At 44.0% G+C, this 17,659-nt stretch carries 15 protein-coding genes; 8 read left to right on the plus strand and 7 right to left on the minus strand.

What is annotated here, in order from left to right; genetic code table 11:
* Window positions 1–67 precede the first annotated feature (67 nt).
* Together cmk and sohB are read right to left on the minus strand one after the other, a co-directional pair.
* Complete coding sequence (gene cmk / locus J8Z23_RS10725; RefSeq protein WP_005397113.1) at window positions 68–748, minus strand: (d)CMP kinase; 681 nt, start codon at window positions 746–748, stop codon at window positions 68–70.
* 208 nt (window positions 749–956) lie between these two features.
* Window positions 957–2,018 carry a protease SohB gene (sohB, locus tag J8Z23_RS10730; RefSeq protein ID WP_012841596.1) on the minus strand — a complete coding sequence of 354 codons (1,062 nt, stop codon included), beginning with the start codon at window positions 2,016–2,018 and terminating at the stop codon, window positions 957–959.
* Window positions 2,019–2,272: 254 nt separating this feature from the next.
* On the opposite strand from sohB, the gene J8Z23_RS10735 reads away from it, so the two are divergent.
* From J8Z23_RS10735 to J8Z23_RS10750, 4 genes are all read left to right on the plus strand, one after another.
* Window positions 2,273–3,019: a YciK family oxidoreductase gene (locus J8Z23_RS10735; RefSeq protein WP_006743161.1), complete on the plus strand. Its 747-nt coding sequence runs from the start codon at window positions 2,273–2,275 to the stop codon at window positions 3,017–3,019.
* Between the two features lie 129 nt (window positions 3,020–3,148).
* Window positions 3,149–3,841, plus strand: coding sequence for a translesion DNA synthesis-associated protein ImuA (gene imuA, locus J8Z23_RS10740; RefSeq protein WP_085343537.1), 693 nt, complete (start codon window positions 3,149–3,151; stop codon window positions 3,839–3,841).
* 4 nt (window positions 3,842–3,845) lie between these two features.
* Window positions 3,846–5,249 (plus strand): Y-family DNA polymerase, encoded by a 1,404-nt coding sequence (locus tag J8Z23_RS10745; protein WP_301659670.1) that lies wholly within the window; start codon window positions 3,846–3,848, stop codon window positions 5,247–5,249.
* Between the two features lie 27 nt (window positions 5,250–5,276).
* Entirely contained in the window at window positions 5,277–8,351 is a 3,075-nt protein-coding gene (locus tag J8Z23_RS10750; RefSeq protein ID WP_301659671.1) for an error-prone DNA polymerase, read from the plus strand.
* 75 nt (window positions 8,352–8,426) lie between these two features.
* Here J8Z23_RS10750 and J8Z23_RS10755 read toward each other — a convergent pair whose 3' ends face one another.
* Both J8Z23_RS10755 and mlc read right to left on the minus strand, forming a co-directional pair.
* Window positions 8,427–9,380: a chemotaxis protein CheV gene (locus J8Z23_RS10755; protein WP_048625753.1), complete on the minus strand. Its 954-nt coding sequence runs from the start codon at window positions 9,378–9,380 to the stop codon at window positions 8,427–8,429.
* 370 nt (window positions 9,381–9,750) lie between these two features.
* Entirely contained in the window at window positions 9,751–10,968 is a 1,218-nt protein-coding gene (gene mlc / locus J8Z23_RS10760) for a sugar metabolism global transcriptional regulator Mlc (protein WP_005398213.1), read from the minus strand.
* Window positions 10,969–11,380: 412 nt separating this feature from the next.
* Here mlc and pyk point away from each other — a divergent pair, with 412 nt between their 5' ends.
* On the plus strand, window positions 11,381–12,823 hold the full coding sequence (gene pyk, locus J8Z23_RS10765) for a pyruvate kinase (RefSeq protein WP_005398214.1): 1,443 nt from the start codon (window positions 11,381–11,383) through the stop codon (window positions 12,821–12,823).
* A gap of 121 nt (window positions 12,824–12,944) precedes the next feature.
* On the opposite strand, the gene J8Z23_RS10770 is transcribed toward pyk, so the two are convergent.
* Together J8Z23_RS10770 and J8Z23_RS10775 are read right to left on the minus strand one after the other, a co-directional pair.
* Window positions 12,945–14,096: a patatin-like phospholipase family protein gene (locus J8Z23_RS10770; protein WP_005398215.1), complete on the minus strand. Its 1,152-nt coding sequence runs from the start codon at window positions 14,094–14,096 to the stop codon at window positions 12,945–12,947.
* Window positions 14,097–14,140: 44 nt separating this feature from the next.
* Window positions 14,141–14,233 (minus strand): YnhF family membrane protein, encoded by a 93-nt coding sequence (locus J8Z23_RS10775; protein WP_005372970.1) that lies wholly within the window; start codon window positions 14,231–14,233, stop codon window positions 14,141–14,143.
* 127 nt (window positions 14,234–14,360) lie between these two features.
* Here J8Z23_RS10775 and J8Z23_RS10780 point away from each other — a divergent pair, with 127 nt between their 5' ends.
* From J8Z23_RS10780 to J8Z23_RS10790, 3 genes are all read left to right on the plus strand, one after another.
* Window positions 14,361–14,951, plus strand: a complete 591-nt coding sequence (locus J8Z23_RS10780; protein ID WP_005398217.1) for an outer membrane beta-barrel protein — start codon at window positions 14,361–14,363, stop codon at window positions 14,949–14,951.
* Window positions 14,952–15,521: 570 nt separating this feature from the next.
* Entirely contained in the window at window positions 15,522–16,988 is a 1,467-nt protein-coding gene (locus tag J8Z23_RS10785; protein WP_005398219.1) for a sodium-dependent transporter, read from the plus strand.
* Window positions 16,985–17,080: a MetS family NSS transporter small subunit gene (locus J8Z23_RS10790; protein WP_005372963.1), complete on the plus strand. Its 96-nt coding sequence runs from the start codon at window positions 16,985–16,987 to the stop codon at window positions 17,078–17,080. The genes J8Z23_RS10785 and J8Z23_RS10790 overlap by 4 nt, the downstream gene beginning before the upstream one ends.
* 64 nt (window positions 17,081–17,144) lie before the next feature.
* Here the strand turns inward: J8Z23_RS10790 and J8Z23_RS10795 are convergent, their stop codons facing one another.
* Window positions 17,145–17,546, minus strand: coding sequence for a hypothetical protein (locus tag J8Z23_RS10795; RefSeq protein WP_005396996.1), 402 nt, complete (start codon window positions 17,544–17,546; stop codon window positions 17,145–17,147).
* Window positions 17,547–17,659: the final 113 nt, after the last annotated feature.

The following is a 17,659-nucleotide window of genomic DNA, read 5'->3' on the forward strand; positions in this document are numbered from 1 at the left end:
GCATGGGGTTATTAAATTCGCCAGTCATCATCCTTGCGACCAACGCTCTTAGTCTAGCCGAGTATCATTACTCAGCTAGCTTCGATTCGATATATTGTAGTGCCTTTTCTACTACTTCGTCGATAGTCATCGACGTAGAATCTAGCACAAGCGCATCCTCAGCAGGGCGTAGTGGCGCCACTGGGCGGTTACGATCTCGGTCGTCACGCTCTTGGATCTCGCTTAAAAGGTCAGCAAATTTAACATCTAACCCTTTCTCTTGCAACTGTTTAAGGCGTCGATTTGCACGCTCTTCTGCGCTCGCATCAAGGAAGATTTTCGCTTGTGCACTTGGGAATACAATTGTGCCCATATCACGACCATCAGCCACTAGGCCCGGAGCGGCCTCAAATGCACGCTGACGACGTAATAATGCTTCACGAACACGTGGCAGAGCCGCAACTTTAGATGCTGCCATACCCGTTTCTTCTTTGCGAAGCTCCCCTGACACATCTTCGCCTTCTAGAACGACCTTAACTAAGTCACCCTCTGCGATAAATTGAACGTCTAGGTGTGTTGCCAGTGGGACAAGTGCGTCTTCTGACTCTGTGTCGACACCGTGGTGAATCGCAGCGAGTGCAAGTACACGATAAATTGCGCCAGAATCTAAGAGTTGGAAACCCAACTTTTTCGCCAGCAACATACATAAAGTGCCTTTACCTGCACCACTAGGTCCATCTACGGTTACAACCGGAGTTTGAGAGGACATGTTCTTCTCCACCTATAGTTTCTTTTCAGCAATTTGCTCGGTTTTCGAGGCGCGCATTATACGGGTAATCGCCCTTTGGAGCGAGGAAAAATGTCGTGTAAAGCATTACACCTAATGCGCAATTGGATTCATCAATAAACATAAGGTTCAACAAAAACGGCGAGAGCTTCCACCCTCGCCGTTTCAAATGTCATGATCTTAGGTTCGATTAAACAATCGGTTTTTGACCACGCTCAGCTAACTTTAAGATCACACTGTCAGCAATTTTGCCCGCGACACCTGCTAGCTTGTCTGCCAGTTTTTTCTTCTGCACATAATGCACAGAAAGTACGGTTTTATCTTTGCATGCCGCAACAACGATATCATCAGATGTACTAATATCATCCACCAAACCAAGCTCTTTCGCTTGTGTACCGAACCAGTGCTCACCTGTAGCTACTTTGTCTAGGTCCAAACTAGGACGACGCTCGCGAATAAAGTCTTTAAACAAGACATGTGTTTCTTCAAGCTCTTGCTTAAACTTATCGCGCGCTTTATCGGTATTCTCACCAAACATCGTTAGCGTGCGTTTATATTCACCCGCGGTTAGTTGTTCGTACTCAATGTCATGTTTCTTCAACAGTTTGTTGAAGTTAGGAATTTGTGCGATAACGCCAATAGAACCCACAATTGCAAATGGTGCAGAAACAATCTTATCTGCTACACATGCCATCATGTAACCGCCACTTGCCGCAACTTTGTCAACAGAGATAGTCAGAGGAAGACCCGCAGCTTTGATTCGGTCCAGTTGAGAAGAGGCAAGGCCGTAGCCATGAACCATACCACCGCCAGATTCTAAACGAAGTAATACTTCATCACCTTCACGTGCGACAGCCAAAATAGCAGTGATCTCTTCACGTAGAGACGCGACTTCTTTTGCATCTATGCTACCGTTAAAATCAAGAACAAATAGGTGTGGTTCACGCTTGCTATCTAATGAACCGTCTTTGCTCGCTTGTTTGATTTCTTTCTCGCGAGATTTGTTCTTCTCTTTTTCTTCTTTTTTGACGGCTTTATCTCGAGCCTTGATGAAAGCATCGTCATGCAAATGATGCTCTAACTGTTCAACAGATTGTTTGTGTTGCTCTGAAAGGTTGGTAATCTCTAACTCCCCTTTCGCCGCACCCGATTTGCCACCAGCCGATTTTGCAATAATGAGCAGAACAATTATCGCAGCAACCACCGTGATAATTTTGGCCAGAAACAGACCATAATCTAATAAAAATTCCAACGAGAGCTCCTTTATCTCATTTCAGATGACGTTAGTATGTTACGCAGAAACATCAGCGAGAAGGCAGCGCGGTTTGTAACCACTTGTTCTGATTGATAGCATACCTAACGAAAGTTCTGGAATTGGTATAACACATGAATTGGTGTATTGTAACCATCTTGTCACGATTACCAAGATTTTCCATTGAGAAACAGGCGTTTTTTAGCGTCAATTAACTATCATGGACCCTCTTACAATAATAAGGATTTATCGCCGTGAACTACTCCGTTTCAGCTGATGCTCTAAAAGGTAAAGTCATTCTTGTTACTGGCGCTGGTAATGGCATCGGCCGTCAAGCCGCGCTTTCTTATGCCGAGCACGGTGCTACTGTTATTCTCTTGGGTAGAAATGTGCAAAACCTTGAATCTATCTATGATGAGATTGAAGCAGCTGGCTACCCACAAGCTGCTATCATTCCTCTGGATCTCAAGGGCGCAACTAAGCAAAATTACATTGATATGGCAGAGACAATCGAAGGACAGTTTGGTCGTTTGGATGGCCTATTACACAACGCAGGTGTCTTGAGTTCGCTGTGTCCATTTGATCAAATCAAAGAGGAAGATTTCGACGATATCATGCAGATCAACGTGAAAGCAGAAGTGTTAATGACTCAAGCACTACTGCCTGTGATGCGTAAATCAGAAGCTGGGCGTATTATCTTTACCTCTTCGACCGTCGGCCACTCTGGTCGCGCTTTCTGGGGGCCATACGCTATCTCTAAATTTGCCGTAGAAGGCATGATGCAAGTTTTGGCTGACGAGCTGAGTGATACGCCGATCCGTGTTAACGCAATTAACCCTGGTGCAACTCGTACTCGCATGCGTGAAAAAGCATACCCGGGTGAAGATGCAAATACTCTCAAAACGCCATTGGATCTCATGCCGCTATATTTGCACTTAATGGATCCAGCGGTTACCGATGTGAATGGTCAGTGCATCGACGCTCAACCGAAGCGTAAATAACGAATTCAGGTTACCTCACATAATCGATTGAAAAGGCAGCAAACGCTGCCTTTTTTCATTTCTCTCTTCATAAAAATCTTGCGACTTTCTGCTATAGAAATATACTGTACATATATACAGGTATTTATTATGCACGATATTATTCAGCACTTAAAAAGCCAGCACCTTGTTTGGCAAGCAAATTTAACGAAAACAGATCCTCAGCAGTTGCAGACTAGTTCCGGTTTTTCTGAATTAGATGATTTGCTCGGCGGAGGCTTTCCACCTCATGGCGTGGTGGAGATGGAATCTATTGGTAGTATTGGTGAATTGCGTTTGCTCGCTCCCTATTTAAAAGCCACTCAGACCAATGGTGTGACCGCATTTATTCAACCACCTGCGTTAGTGAATTCTCTGTTTTTGCACTACATAGGGTTGGATATAAACCAAGTGTGGGTTGTTACTCCAACTCATCCCAAAGATGCTCTTTGGGCTGCAGAGCAATGTCTGAAAAGTGGGGTATGCAGTAATGTTTTGTTATGGCAAGAAGAGCTTGAAATACATCAAGTGAAACGCTTACAGGTAGCGAGTGAACAAGGTACTTGCCCTCTCTTTATGCTTAAAACAGAGACTATCAACCGCTTGTCTTTGCCTGTGTCACTCAGTTTAAAACTGAAAGGCGACGAGCAAGGGATTAATGTTGAAGTGCTGAAAAGGAAAGGAGGCTGGAATAGAGGTAGCGTTAGTATCGGCTTCCAACACCATTACCCGCAACTGGTGAAACCATCATCTGAAACTGTGCACTCGACTGTGGTCAATTTCCCACTGGCGAACCAAGGTTAGTGATATGGCTCTGTGGATTTACTTGCACTTCCCTCGCCTGCAGCTAGACGCACTCTTTGGTGATAACCAAGAACAACCCGTGGTGATTGTCGAAAGCCAACGTTGCCAGATTATTCAATACAACGAGATTGCCGAACAACAAGGTATTAAGCCTGGTATGGGCTTAGGCAGTGCTGCGTCCTTGTGTCGAGATTTACAAGTGCATCCTTATCATCCACAAACCGAATTAAATAAATTACAAGAGGTGGCTCAGTGGTTGTATTTGATCACATCTGACGTTGTATTGATGCCAAACCAAGGTATTTTGCTGCGTGCTACTCCAATGCTCGCTCTGTATGAAGGGTTTGAAAACTATTGGAACAAAGTCAGAGATCACTTATCGGAGCTGAAACTGAGTTTTCAATTCGGATGTGGTTTTTCGCCTTTTGCTGCCAAATTGATGGCATTATCAGGAGCGAACGTCATCAGCGAAGACAAATCTGCCATACAAAAAGCCTTATCACCACTACCGTTAACACTGACAGATTTATCAATCGCTACCGTAGAGAAGTTACAACGTGTAGGCGTCACCACATTGCAAAACCTGCTTGAACTGCCATTGCAAGACATCGCACGACGCTTTGATATCGATTTGGTGAACTACGTTGGTCGACTGACTGGGCAATTTAAACACCCTGTCGACTTTTATCACCCTACCGAATCCTTCCAAGTTTATTTAGAGCTGTTGTTTGAGATCGAAAACGTTCAGTGGATTGAAAAGCCGTTGGCCAAATTACTTCGTCAACTCGAAACCTTTCTTAAATTAAGAGATAAGGTCGCTTTTGAACTGTGTTTAACACTCCACCAGCGTGAGAAACAAGAGCAACACCTTCAACTCACTTCTGCGCAAGGTGATTACCTATGTCAGCGTTGGCAGCAGTTAGCGAGTTTAAGCTTAGAGTCACTCTCGCTCAATGGCCCAGTCACAGGGCTAACGTTAAAAGTCGTCCGTCAAGGTGAGCCTCTTAGTGCATCACGTGATCTCTTTGCTGGGCAAAAAGGGAACATGAATGCTTTAGAACTGCTCTCTTTACTGCAAGCTAAATTGGGGAAAAGTGCTGTGTTAAAACCCAACATCGCTTGTGATCCTAGACCAGAAAAGGCCAGTCAATATCGCCCTGCTGATGCTCCAGATGAAAAGGGGCACGCCATACCATCCATACTACGCCCCGCAATGCAATTACCGACTCCCATTGTATTGCAAGAGCAAGTTTCTTTGGTCCACGGACCTGAGCGAATAGTTTCTGGGTGGTGGGATGGTGATGAGATCATGCGTGATTACTACATTGCACACACCAAGCAAGGCCGCTGGTTATGGATATTTCGCGATCAGCACAAGCACTGGTTTCTTCATGGCTATTTTTGTTAAATCGACAGTAATTTTTGTTGGGTCATTATGAGTTACGCGGAACTATTTTGTCAGTCTAACTTCTCTTTTTTGACTGGGGCTTCTCATGCAGAAGAGCTTGTACTCCAAGCTGCTTTCTATCGCTACCAAGCTCTAGCTATAACGGATGAATGTTCGGTCGCGGGCGTTGTCAAAGCCCATGCGACCATCGAACAACATAAACTCGATATCAAACAAATCGTTGGAAGTATGTTTTGGTTAAATGATGAATGCCAAATCGTACTGCTTTGCCCTTGTCGCAAGGCTTATGCCGAGTTGTGTCGTATCATCACAAACGCAAGAAGACGAAGTGGAAAAGGCAACTATCAACTGTTCGAATGGGATTTGATGTCGATTCGACATTGCTTGATATTGTGGCTGCCCACACATCAAGAGAGTGACCACTATTGGGGACGCTGGCTCAATCAACACCACGCTAATCGTTTGTGGGTAGCGATTCAGCGCCATTTGAGTAACAACGATACTGAGTACATTGCGCACTGCGAGCAGTTAGCACATGAATTTCAATTACCTATAACTGCCTGCGGAGGCGTTCTCATGCATGATGTTGAACGCTTGCCATTACAACATGTACTTACCGCTATAAAGCATGGGTGTAGCGTCGATAAACTCGGTTTTGATCGTATTTCGAATACAGAACGAGCACTTCGTCCTTTTAAAAAACTGGTTCGGGTTTACAAACCAGAATGGCTGGAAGAAAGTACTTACATCGCCGATTTATGCGAGTTTAAGCTCTCCGATTTAAAATACGAATATCCTACCGAACTGATCCCAGATGGTTATACACCCGACTCTTACTTACGTATGTTAGTCGAGCGTGGTAAAAAGCTGCGTTTTCCTGAAGGCGTGCCAGCAGAAGTCAATCAAACCATCGAGAATGAACTTGCGCTTATTCAAGAGCTGAAATACCACTACTACTTCCTTACCATCCACGACATCGTAATGTTCGCGAAACAACAAGGCATTCTTTACCAAGGTCGAGGTTCCGCCGCAAACTCTGTGGTGTGCTATTGCCTGGAAATTACCGCCGTTGACCCTCGACAAATCGCAGTCTTATTCGAACGATTTATCAGTAAAGAACGTAAGGAACCGCCGGATATTGATGTGGACTTTGAACACGAGCGCCGTGAAGAGGTTATCCAATATATTTACAAAAAATATGGCCGTGAGCGTGCAGCACTTGCTGCAACAGTGATCAGCTATCGCTTTAAAAGTGCCGTGCGTGAAGTCGGTAAAGCGCTAGGGATTGAAGAGACCCAATTAGATTTTTTCATTAAGAACGTTAATCGCCGAGATCGCAGCCAAGGCTGGCAAGCTCAAATTATTGAACTTGGCCTACAACCAGAATCTCTCAAAGGGCAGCAGTTTATCCAATTGGTCAACGAGATCATTGGCTTCCCACGCCACTTATCTCAGCACGTGGGTGGCTTTGTAATTTCATCTGGCCCTTTATATGAGTTGGTACCAGTTGAAAATGCCTCGATGGAAGATCGCACTATCATTCAATGGGATAAAGACGATTTAGAAAGCTTGAAGCTACTAAAAGTCGATGTGCTCGCACTCGGCATGTTAAACGCCATCAGAAAGTGCTTTCAACTAGTCGAGAAACATCACCAGCGATCCCTCTCTATTTCCGAGATCACTCGCCGACAAGATGATCCACACGTGTACCGCATGATCCAAAAAGCTGACACGATAGGCGTATTCCAAATAGAATCTCGTGCACAAATGAGCATGCTTCCTCGCCTAAAGCCTGCTTGTTATTACGACTTAGTGATTCAAATTGCGATTGTTCGTCCAGGCCCTATTCAGGGTGATATGGTGCATCCTTTTTTAAAACGGCGTGATCACAAAGAGCCAGTCAGTTATCCATCGGAAGAAGTAAAAAGCGTTCTTGAGCGGACTATGGGCGTCCCTATTTTCCAAGAGCAAGTCATCAAGTTAGCCATGGCAGCCGCTGGGTTTAGCGGTGGCGAGGCCGATCAACTCCGTAGAGCGATGGCATCATGGAAGAAGAATGGCGATCTCGCTAAATTCAGACCAAAACTGATCAATGGTATGCAAGATAGAGGTTATGACTTAGCGTTTGCTGAGCGCATTTTCGATCAGATTTGCGGCTTTGGTGAGTACGGCTTCCCTGAAAGCCATTCAGCGTCTTTCGCCGTGCTGGCATATTGTTCTGCGTGGTTAAAATATTATTACCCAGCAGAATTTTACACTGCACTGTTGAACAGCCAACCAATGGGATTTTATAGCCCATCGCAATTAGTACAAGATGCCCGCCGACATGGAGTCGAAGTATTGCCGGTGTGCGTCAATCATTCAAAATATCAGCATCATCTCGTCTCACGCCCGAATGGCAGGCTAGGCGTGCAACTTGGTTTTCGCTTGGTGAAAGGCTTTAACGCAGAAAGTGCGCAAAGGCTTATTGAGCGCAAACCACTTAATGGTTACCGCTCGATTCAAGAAGTAAAGCAGATATTAAGAAGCCGAAGTGACATTGAATTATTGGCTTCAGCCAATGCATTTCAGATCCTATCGGGGAATCGTTATAACGCACGCTGGGCAGCAATGGATTCCTTATCTGACCTACCATTGTTTCACAAGGTCGAAGAACCCAGTGTTAGCTACCAAACTCAGCCCTCAGAATATGAAAATTTAATTGAGGATTACGCGAGCACGGGACTATCTCTTAGCCGCCACCCGATTAAATTATTAGAAGAAACGGGCAAACTCCCTCATTTTACCCGCATGAGGCAACTGGCAGAGAAACCGCATAGGTCATTGGTCACAGTGGTAGGCGTGGTAACGGGAAGACAATCTCCAGGCACCGCCGCTGGCGTGACATTTTTTACGTTAGAAGATGACACAGGCAACATTAATGTGGTCGTTTGGCAAGCGACAGCACGAGCCCAAAAGCAAGCGTATTTAGGCGCTAAAGTATTAATGGTGAAAGGCATTCTTGAAAGAGAGGGAGAAGTCACGCACGTTATTGCTGGCAAGTTGATTGATTGCACGCACTATTTGAATAATCTACAAAGTAAATCTCGCGACTTTCATTAGTACAGAGATATTAATAAGCGAGGCGTTAAAAAATCAGAGGGAGAGCTGCTCCCCCTCTGATTTCACTATATCTAATCATGCACTTTTAGAAAGCATCTGGCGTAATCGGTCTTGAGCAACTTCAACCAACAGATCTGGTTGGAATTTAGAGATAAAACGATCACAACCTACTTTTTGTACCATGGCTTCATTAAAGCTGCCGCTCAGAGAAGTGTTCAACGTAATAAACAACTTAGACATACGTGGATCTTGGCGCACTTCATGAGTCAGTTTATAACCGTCCATTTCAGGCATTTCAGCATCCGTAATCATCATCAACAGCTCTTTTTCTACGTCTTTCCCTTCATCACACCAGCGTTTTAAAACTGTTAGCGCTTCTAGTCCGTCACGACACTCGATGATATTCATACCCAATTGAGAAAGCGTATCGCGAACTTGATTACGAGCTGTAGATGAATCATCCACAATCAGAACATTACGCCCGACCATTGCTTGGGCAAGTTCTTGATCCAGAATGTCCGCTGAAATCGTGACATCGTAATGCACGATCTCTGCTAAAACTTTTTCAACGTCAATAATTTCGACAATTTGAGAGACATCCCCCTCTTTGATTTGCGTGATAGCTGTGAGGTAATTCGAGCGACCAGACGTGGAAGGAGGCGGCTGAATTTCAGTCCATGCCGTATTAATAATATTTTTAACCGGACCGACTAAGAAGCCCTGCACCGTACGGTTGTACTCTGTCACGATCAAATTTTCTTCTTCCGCTTCACCACGCAAAGCTGGGAAACCTATTGCGCCACGCAAATCAATCACTGGCACCGCTTCACCTCGTAAAGAAGCGACCCCACGAATGTTGTAGTGTGAGCCAGGAAGCTTGGTTAACGGTGGCAACTTGATGACCTCTTTCACTTTGAACACATTAATCGCAAACAATTGGCGACTATTTAAAGTGAACAGCAGAAGCTCTAGTCGGTTTTCACCAACCAAGTTCGTACGCTGGTCAACCGTATTTAACACTCCGGACATACTACTACCTAAATTATGGATAATTCTTATTTTTACTCGAAATCAATACAGACACATCAAGGTTCTAAACCCAAATAACCTTAAGATATTTGTTTTTCGAGCATGGCTTGAAAGTACAACGGTTTCAGCGTATTACTTCCCTTCTATTTGCATCAGACACAAAGTCACTCTACACATTGAAAGCCATTTGGGTTTATTTACTTGAGCTTTTTAGGAAATTACATGAATGGCGCAGATATAGCAATGCAGCACAACTCAAATTCACCTTCTAGTAATAGGCGATCAAAAAGGGTGAGCTGTTAAGCCTCACCCTAAATCATCTAAAAATGTATAGGCTCGACACCTAAGCACTTCATCATGTTTGAAGCAATTAGCCTTCCACAACCTTCATCAATAACTGACCATCGTACAACGCTTGCTTGATCAACGCGGCACCAGGCATTGTTGCTTGCTTATAGAAACGAGATTCCACCAGCTCAAGATCTTGGTGATAAACCGGTAAACTCTGCTCTTCGATACAGCGACGCACCGCAGGATAAAGTACATCTTTTGCTTGGTTAATCACACCACCGATCAAGATCTTCTCAGGGTTAAATAAGTTGATCACAATAGCAATTGCGGAACCTAAGTAGCGTCCAAGCTTTTCAATCACATCAACTGCCAACGGATCACCGTTCGCTGCCGCTTCACAAATGCTCTCAATACTCATTTCTTCTTGTTCAGCAAGAATAGAGTCTTCGCCATCAGCAATTCTTCTTACGACTTCTTCACGAATCGCTTGAGAACTGGCAACGGTTTCCAAACAACCAATGTTGCCACAATGACAACGTTTTCCATTTGGGTCGATTTGAATATGTCCAAGCTCACCAATGTTACCGTGACGGCCTTGCAAAACGCGCCCATCCAGAATGATGCCGGCACCTAAACCATGGTGAATAGAGATAAGAACAGAGTTGTCATTGTCTTGAGAATGGCCGAAAAGCTTTTCTGCTAATGCCCAAGCTCGCGTGTCATTGGCAATGAAAACTGGCAAGCCCGTTGCTTTGTATATCTCTGGTCCAAGAGCAAGATTTTCGACATTGTAATGAGGCATTTGCAGCACGACACCTTGCTCTGAATTCACAAGGCCAGGCAGCGTAATTGCAATACTGGTAACACGGTCAAGTTGATCCGCGTAAGTTTGGAAGAATTCATCAATTTCGTAGAGCAGACGCTCAAGCACATCGTCTTGGTCACGTTCGTGTATCTCGATTTTAGTATCGATCAACACATCGCCACCTAGCTCATGCAGAGCAATAGTTAAATAACCTCGCCCCAAACGCATTGACAGAAATTGCCACCCTTCGTTGTTGACCTGCAAACCGACGGCAGGTCGACCACGACTCGTCGCTTCTTGTACTGTGGTTTCATGAATCAAGTGCGCTTCAATTAATTCTCGAGTGATTTTGGTGATACTGGCAGGAGCAAGCTCACTCTGCTTGGACAAATCAATTCGAGAAATAGGACCTTTTAGGTCAATTAGTTTATATACACGACCAGCATTGACCTGTTTGATATGATCAATATGGCCCGGTTGAGCCATGTACATCTTGCACTCCGAAATTCTATAACGAGACAATTTTTTTACTTTGCGAACTAATTGTGAAGTGAATTAATAAATCCCCGTGACAAGCATCACGTATAAACCTGTTTGTTTGTGTATTCAATCAAATAACGAAGAATCTACTCCTGTTAAATTGTTTGAAAAATAACTTATTTTTATTCACTAAATTATGAAGCAACTCCTGTTACAACAGCGCATTCTCTCCAATAGAGGCTGAAGCCTATGGAATATCTGTCTGTTTTACCGGGATTACTCTTAATGTAAACATTCTGTGCATATACTTATACTCAAGCAGCTTTATGGTGTGGGCTCAGCAACGAGGCAGACTTTGAGAGCGATTGAGGAAAGTAAGGATAGAGTTCAAGTTACCTTTACACATACATTCATCGGAGAATCTATGACTTCCAAACTAAGACGAACAAAAATTGTCACCACGCTTGGTCCTTCAACGGATAAGGACAATGTACTTGAGGAGATCATCAAAGCCGGTGCAAACGTTGTCCGTATGAATTTCTCACATGGAACCAGTGAAGACCACATTCAACGCGCCAAAAAAGTCCGTACTATTGCGGCAAAGCTTGGGCGTCAAGTTGCTATCCTCGGCGACTTGCAAGGCCCTAAAATCCGCGTATCGACCTTTAAAGACGGCCAAGTCATGTTAAATGTGGGCGATAAATTCACATTAGACAGTGATTTACCAAAAGGTGAAGGCAACCAAGAGTCCGTAGGGCTAGATTATAAAGAACTGCCGCAAGATGTGTCACCAAACGACATTCTGTTACTCGATGATGGACGCGTTCAACTGCAAGTCACCAGCGTCGAAGGCAATAAAGTTCATACCCGTGTGATTGTTGGTGGTCCACTATCTAATAATAAAGGGATCAACAAAAAAGGCGGCGGATTGTCAGCCGATGCGCTCACAGAGAAAGATAAAGCCGACATTCTTACCGCCGCAGAAATTCAAGTGGACTACCTTGCTATTTCGTTCCCGCGTAACGGCGAAGACATGCATTACGCTCGACGCCTAGCCAGAGATGCAGGCCTCGAAGCCATGTTGGTGGCTAAAGTCGAACGAGCAGAAACCGTCGCGACTAATGAGTCTATTGACGATATTATTCTCGCATCCGATGTGGTGATGGTTGCGCGTGGCGATCTGGGTGTAGAAATCGGCGATCCTGAACTTATTGGCGTCCAGAAAAAACTGATTCGCCGCGCACGCAGTTTAAACCGCATCGTAATTACTGCGACACAAATGATGGAGTCCATGATTACTAGCCCGATGCCGACGCGTGCTGAAGTGATGGACGTGGCCAATGCGGTTCTAGACGGCACTGACGCCGTGATGCTGTCTGGAGAGACCGCAGCAGGTAAATACCCTGTAGAAACGGTCAAATCCATGGCCGAGGTATGTGTGGGCGCAGAAAAAATGTCTGAGGCAAGCCTATCCACTTATCGCTTAGATCGCACCTTCGAAACCGCTGAAGAAACCATCGCAATGGCAACCATGTACTCTGCGAACCACATGGAAGGAATTAAAGCGATGATCTCGTTAACAGAATCTGGCAGGACTGCGTTGATGATGTCTCGCTTAAGCTCTGGCTTACCAATATTTGCCTTATCACGTAATGAATCAACGCTCAATCGAGCTGCACTATACCGAGGCGTGACACCGGTATATTTCGAGTCAAAAAGTGATGCAGGTTTACCGACAGCTCAAGCTGCGATTGCCAGCCTTAAAGAACAAGGGTTCTTGCACAAGGGTGATTTAGTCATGATCACTCAAGGCGATGTAATGGATGTCGTTGGTTCAACCAACTGCATGAGAATTCTGCAAGCATAACCTTTATACCTAACCCTATTAACCACAGAGATTAGGTACGCACACGAATGAGGCTCCGAAAACGGAGCCTCATTTATTTACACTTCACTTTGTATTTAGCTTATGTCGTTAATACAAAAGGTTATGCACTCTCTCTGCCATCAATTTCAATATTCAGTTGGTCATAGAGTTGAACCAGATTAAACCCCGCCTGAAGTCCGAGTTGATAATCATGCTCTAGTGATTCTTGGTCACTTAACAAAGAAGAAGAACGAAGCCCCTCTTTAGGCGCGATTTGTAAAATGAAAGTATCGTCAGGTGGAGCAGATATAAAGGCCTGAGTGAGCTCAAATGTTTGATAGTGAATCATCAGCATGTCGGCTAAACCTGAGTCAAAATTCTCACCGATTAAATGGCTTAAACGATACAAATTATCAGCACCGAACAACCAACGGCCTCCATTCAATAGCATTTTTCCGGCAAGCTTCGATTGATGGGCGGCATTAATTTTTTGTTGGAAGAACGAAGCCCAATCCAACTTCCATCGATTCACTTTTTGCTGCCATGATTGCTGCACCGAATTAATAGACTCTCGATACCACTCGACAGGCACATCCCCTACTTCACTTTGCGCTCTCGCTTCAATCTCCGAGAACGGTTCTGTTCGGATGACAATAATGTTGCGAGCATTCTGACGCCACGCTTCTTGAACAGGGATAGAAGCCGACACACCACCATCAACAAACTTATTGCCATTAACGTCGACAGGTCCGTGGTACAACTTAGGAATCGCGCATGTTGCTAACATGGTGTTAAACCACGTGTCACCCAAGATTGGTAAATATTGATCCGATAGCGTCTCTACATTTGTTACCGCTGCAAACGCACCTCGTCCTCCTAGTGCACTGCGGCCTAAATCAAGATCGAGCTTGTAAGGGAAATCTTGAATCCGCTCTAACGCCCACTCTAAACCCAAGTACTGCTGCTTTCGAATATAACGAAACAGATTAAAAAATTCGGGAGACGTTGTCAGTTCGGTAATAAAAGCTTTGCCCATACCGTGTTGACGACATAAGTAAGAACATAAATTGAGTGCCCCAGCAGAGGTACCGTAGAATTCATCGAAAGGATCAAAGTTGGAAAGTAAAAATGCGTCTAATACGCCAGCGGTAAAAATCCCTCTCTGTCCGCCACCTTGCGTGACTAAAGCAGTTTTTCCATGCCTGAAATGCTCATAAACTTTGACATCAAGCTCAGTGTGGCTTTCTGTGATTATACCGCTGTTACGTATCATAGGCTCACGCCATTTTGTTAAAACACTTAGTAAAAGTAGTTATCTTAAGCCGTTGTAATCGCAATGATGCCAAACGACAAAAGTACTGCAAAAACAGTCACCACGATGATTAACGCGGATTTTAGATCGTGTTCCATAAACACCTCCTTAATATGTAACAAATTAATAACACCAGTGTGAAATATGTTCAAGATTTGCTTAATTTAGTCGCGCAATTTTGACTAACCCATCACAATTAGCTTAGTCATAATAAGGAGATAGGACATGAACCAAAAACTCAGCTGGCTGGTAGGAAGCATACTGCTCAGCACCGCGGTAAGTGCACAAGCCAATATTATCGTTACTCCATTCATAGGCTATACAGGTGGCGGTCAAGTAGAAGACGAAAGTGGCAATACATACGACCTCGATCCCGCAGTGAACTACGCACTTTCAATCGAGACGCCTTTTGAGAAAGGAAGAATTGGATTATTTTACTCCAACCAATCAACAGAACTTGAAAAGTTATCAAATTCGGCAGACATCCATTACCTGCAATTTCAAAGCAGCATGTACTACCCTGTTGCAGAAAACTGGCAAACCTATATTGGTGTTGGCTTGGGAGCCTCTTACACCGATGTTGATTGGGTAGACAAAAAATACGGATTTTCGGCGAGCGCTTTTGCAGGGCTGGAATATGAGTTTTCAAAGAACTTTGCGTTGACAGCCCAATTGAGATGGTTGGGAACGGTCGTTGATAACGACACCTCTGGAGCCTGCACCCTACCTAATGACGGCTCAAACTGCATCATTAAGTTCGATACCGATTGGATGAACCAATTCCAATCAAATATTGGTTTTAGTTTCCGTTTCTAATTTTTTGTACACTTCACTTCGTAGGACTCGCCACAAAGAGTGCTGGGCGAGTCCTACATAAAGCAGATAGAAAATATCATCTAAACATCATCGCTTAGAAAAGTAACGAAGCATTCTCTAGCGGGGTGCGCAAAAGATAGCCGTACGCCCTAGTTCATCAAAATAGTTTTAAACACCAAGTCGATTATTGGATTCTAGTCATTTGTTCCATACAACCAACCAATCCCCCACACAAAACCATAATCAAACTCAAATTTAACAAGATTAAAACCAGACAACGCACCTGAGTTAACATTTAGATTCTATTGCGCTAAGTATTATTAGAAGTTAGTCTGATTAGTGAAAACAGATAAATATTTCAGTTTTATCAAACACACATCAAAACTTTAAGATTAATAATCTACTTTCTCTCACAGTAACCAGAATATAGCTCTAGAAAATTATAATAAGCTAGAATTAAGGATAGAAAAGCTGATGGATAACAGCGGTCCTTTCTTCCAACGGTTTGCGCAAATATTACTGTGTTACGGAGAGAGCTTCATTCCTCAGGGAGTCGTATAGGAGTCAAATATGAAGCGAGAACAATGGGGATCCCGAGCGGGATTCATCTTAGCAGCAGTCGGGTCTGCTATCGGTTTGGGAAACATTTGGCGTTTTCCATACATGGCCTATGAAAACGGTGGCGGCGCATTTTTTATTCCTTACATTTTCGCCATGATCACGGCCGGTATTCCATTTATGATCCTTGAGTTCAGTATGGGACAAAAGTACCGAGGCTCAGCACCAAAAACGCTAGCGAAAATTCATTCTAAATTTGAATGGCTTGGCTGGTTCCAAGTTGGTGTTGCAGCAGTTATCGCCGTTTACTATGTTGCAGTTATCGGTTGGTCAATTTCTTACTTTGGGTTGTCGTTCACTCAAGGTTGGGGAACCGATACAAACGCATTTTTCTTTAGTGAGTACCTAAAGTTAGGTGATAACTCACCAACAGACTTAGGCAGTATTCAATGGAAAATTGCCTTATCTATGGTGATTGCTTGGGCTATTACTTACACCGCCATTGCCAAAGGCGTGAAATCAGGGATTGAGCGCGCATCTAAAATCATGATGCCAATACTATTTTTGATGGTGATTTTTTTAATCGGACGTATGGTTTTCTTGCCAGGAGCTTTGGATGGCGTTAACTACATGTTTGAACCCGATTTCAGCAAAATTTGGGATGTGAAAGTATGGGCAGCTGCGTACGGTCAGATCTTCTTTACCCTAAGCATCGGCTTCGCGATCATGCTGGCTTACTCTAGTTATCTGCCAGAAAAGTCAGACATCACGAATAACGCGTTTATGACCGTGTTGATCAACTGTGGCTTCTCCATCCTAGCTGGTATTATGATCTTCTCTGTCTTGGGTTACATGGCTCAAGAACAAGGTAAACCGCTAACAGAAGTGGTATCTGCAGGCGTTGGCCTTGCTTTTGTTACTTTACCTGCGGCAATTAACTTATTACCCGCACCATATATTCTTGGTCCTCTGTTCTTCTTTGCACTGGTGGTTGCTGGTCTAAGTTCGCACATTTCTATCATGGAAGCCGTAACATCCGCCATCATCGATAAGCTAAAGTGGAGCCGAAAAAAAGCTGCAAACGTTGTAATCGGAACTGGTTTTGTGGTTTCTATGGCGTTCGCAACAAATGGCGGTCTATTGCTGCTAGACCTAGTAGACCACTTCGCAAACAACGTTGGCATTATGGTAGGCGGCTTGGTTGAGATTGTATTGATGGCGTGGCTATTGAAACGCGTGCCTGAAGTGCGTAATTACGTAAATGAGCGCTCTGATTTCTCTATTGGTCAATGGTTTGAGATCTGTTTACGCTTCGTCACACCGATTATGCTCGCCATTATCTTAGCAACTAAGCTTTATGCTTTATTTACTGAAGGCTACGGTGGTTATGATCTAACTGTAGGCTGGGCACTTATCGCCGCACTATTTATCTTTGGTCTAGTGATTAACGCAGTAAATCGCAAGGAGACAGCGAAATGACAATCAGCGCAATTATTATGATGGTTATTGGTTTAGGTATCACTTGGGGCGGCGCTGCCGTTTGTATCAAGCGAGCCATGGATAAACAATAGCAGTATTGCATTCCAAACATAAAAAACGCCGGTATTTACCGGCGTTTTTTATGTTTCTTTTATTCTAGAAACTGTATTTGATGCCCACGGCACCACCAAGTTGTAAGTCAGCACCTTTGTAAAGATCTAGCTCTGGGTGTATTTGACCATAAAGATCCCAGCCGCGTGATAAATCCCAGTTCACACCGAGAGGTACACGCACGCCAAACTCATCATCCCATTCATACCAACCACCAACGCCAACATACCAAGTCACAGGCATGTTTTGATCGAATGTTCCACGTTTAGCGATGTAATCAAACGCCATACCATCGTTACCGATAATGCCGCGATACTTATTATCTAACTCAACAACAACACTCAACTGTTGATCGACAGCCATACCAACAGACAAGTTTGTTGGCTCATTTGCCGCCATTGCGGTACTAGAAACTAGTCCTGCTAATAAAATTAATTTGCTCTTCATACACGTTATCAATTATTAAAAAAACATCATGCGTTATTCAAACATAGTGGTGTTTCAATATGTCAACGATGAGTAAGCGCGATGTATGAAAAGACTGGCAAAAGTAAAGATGA

This window comes from Vibrio sp. SCSIO 43086 (genome assembly GCF_051132235.1).
Classification (GTDB): domain Bacteria; phylum Pseudomonadota; class Gammaproteobacteria; order Enterobacterales; family Vibrionaceae; genus Vibrio; species Vibrio diabolicus.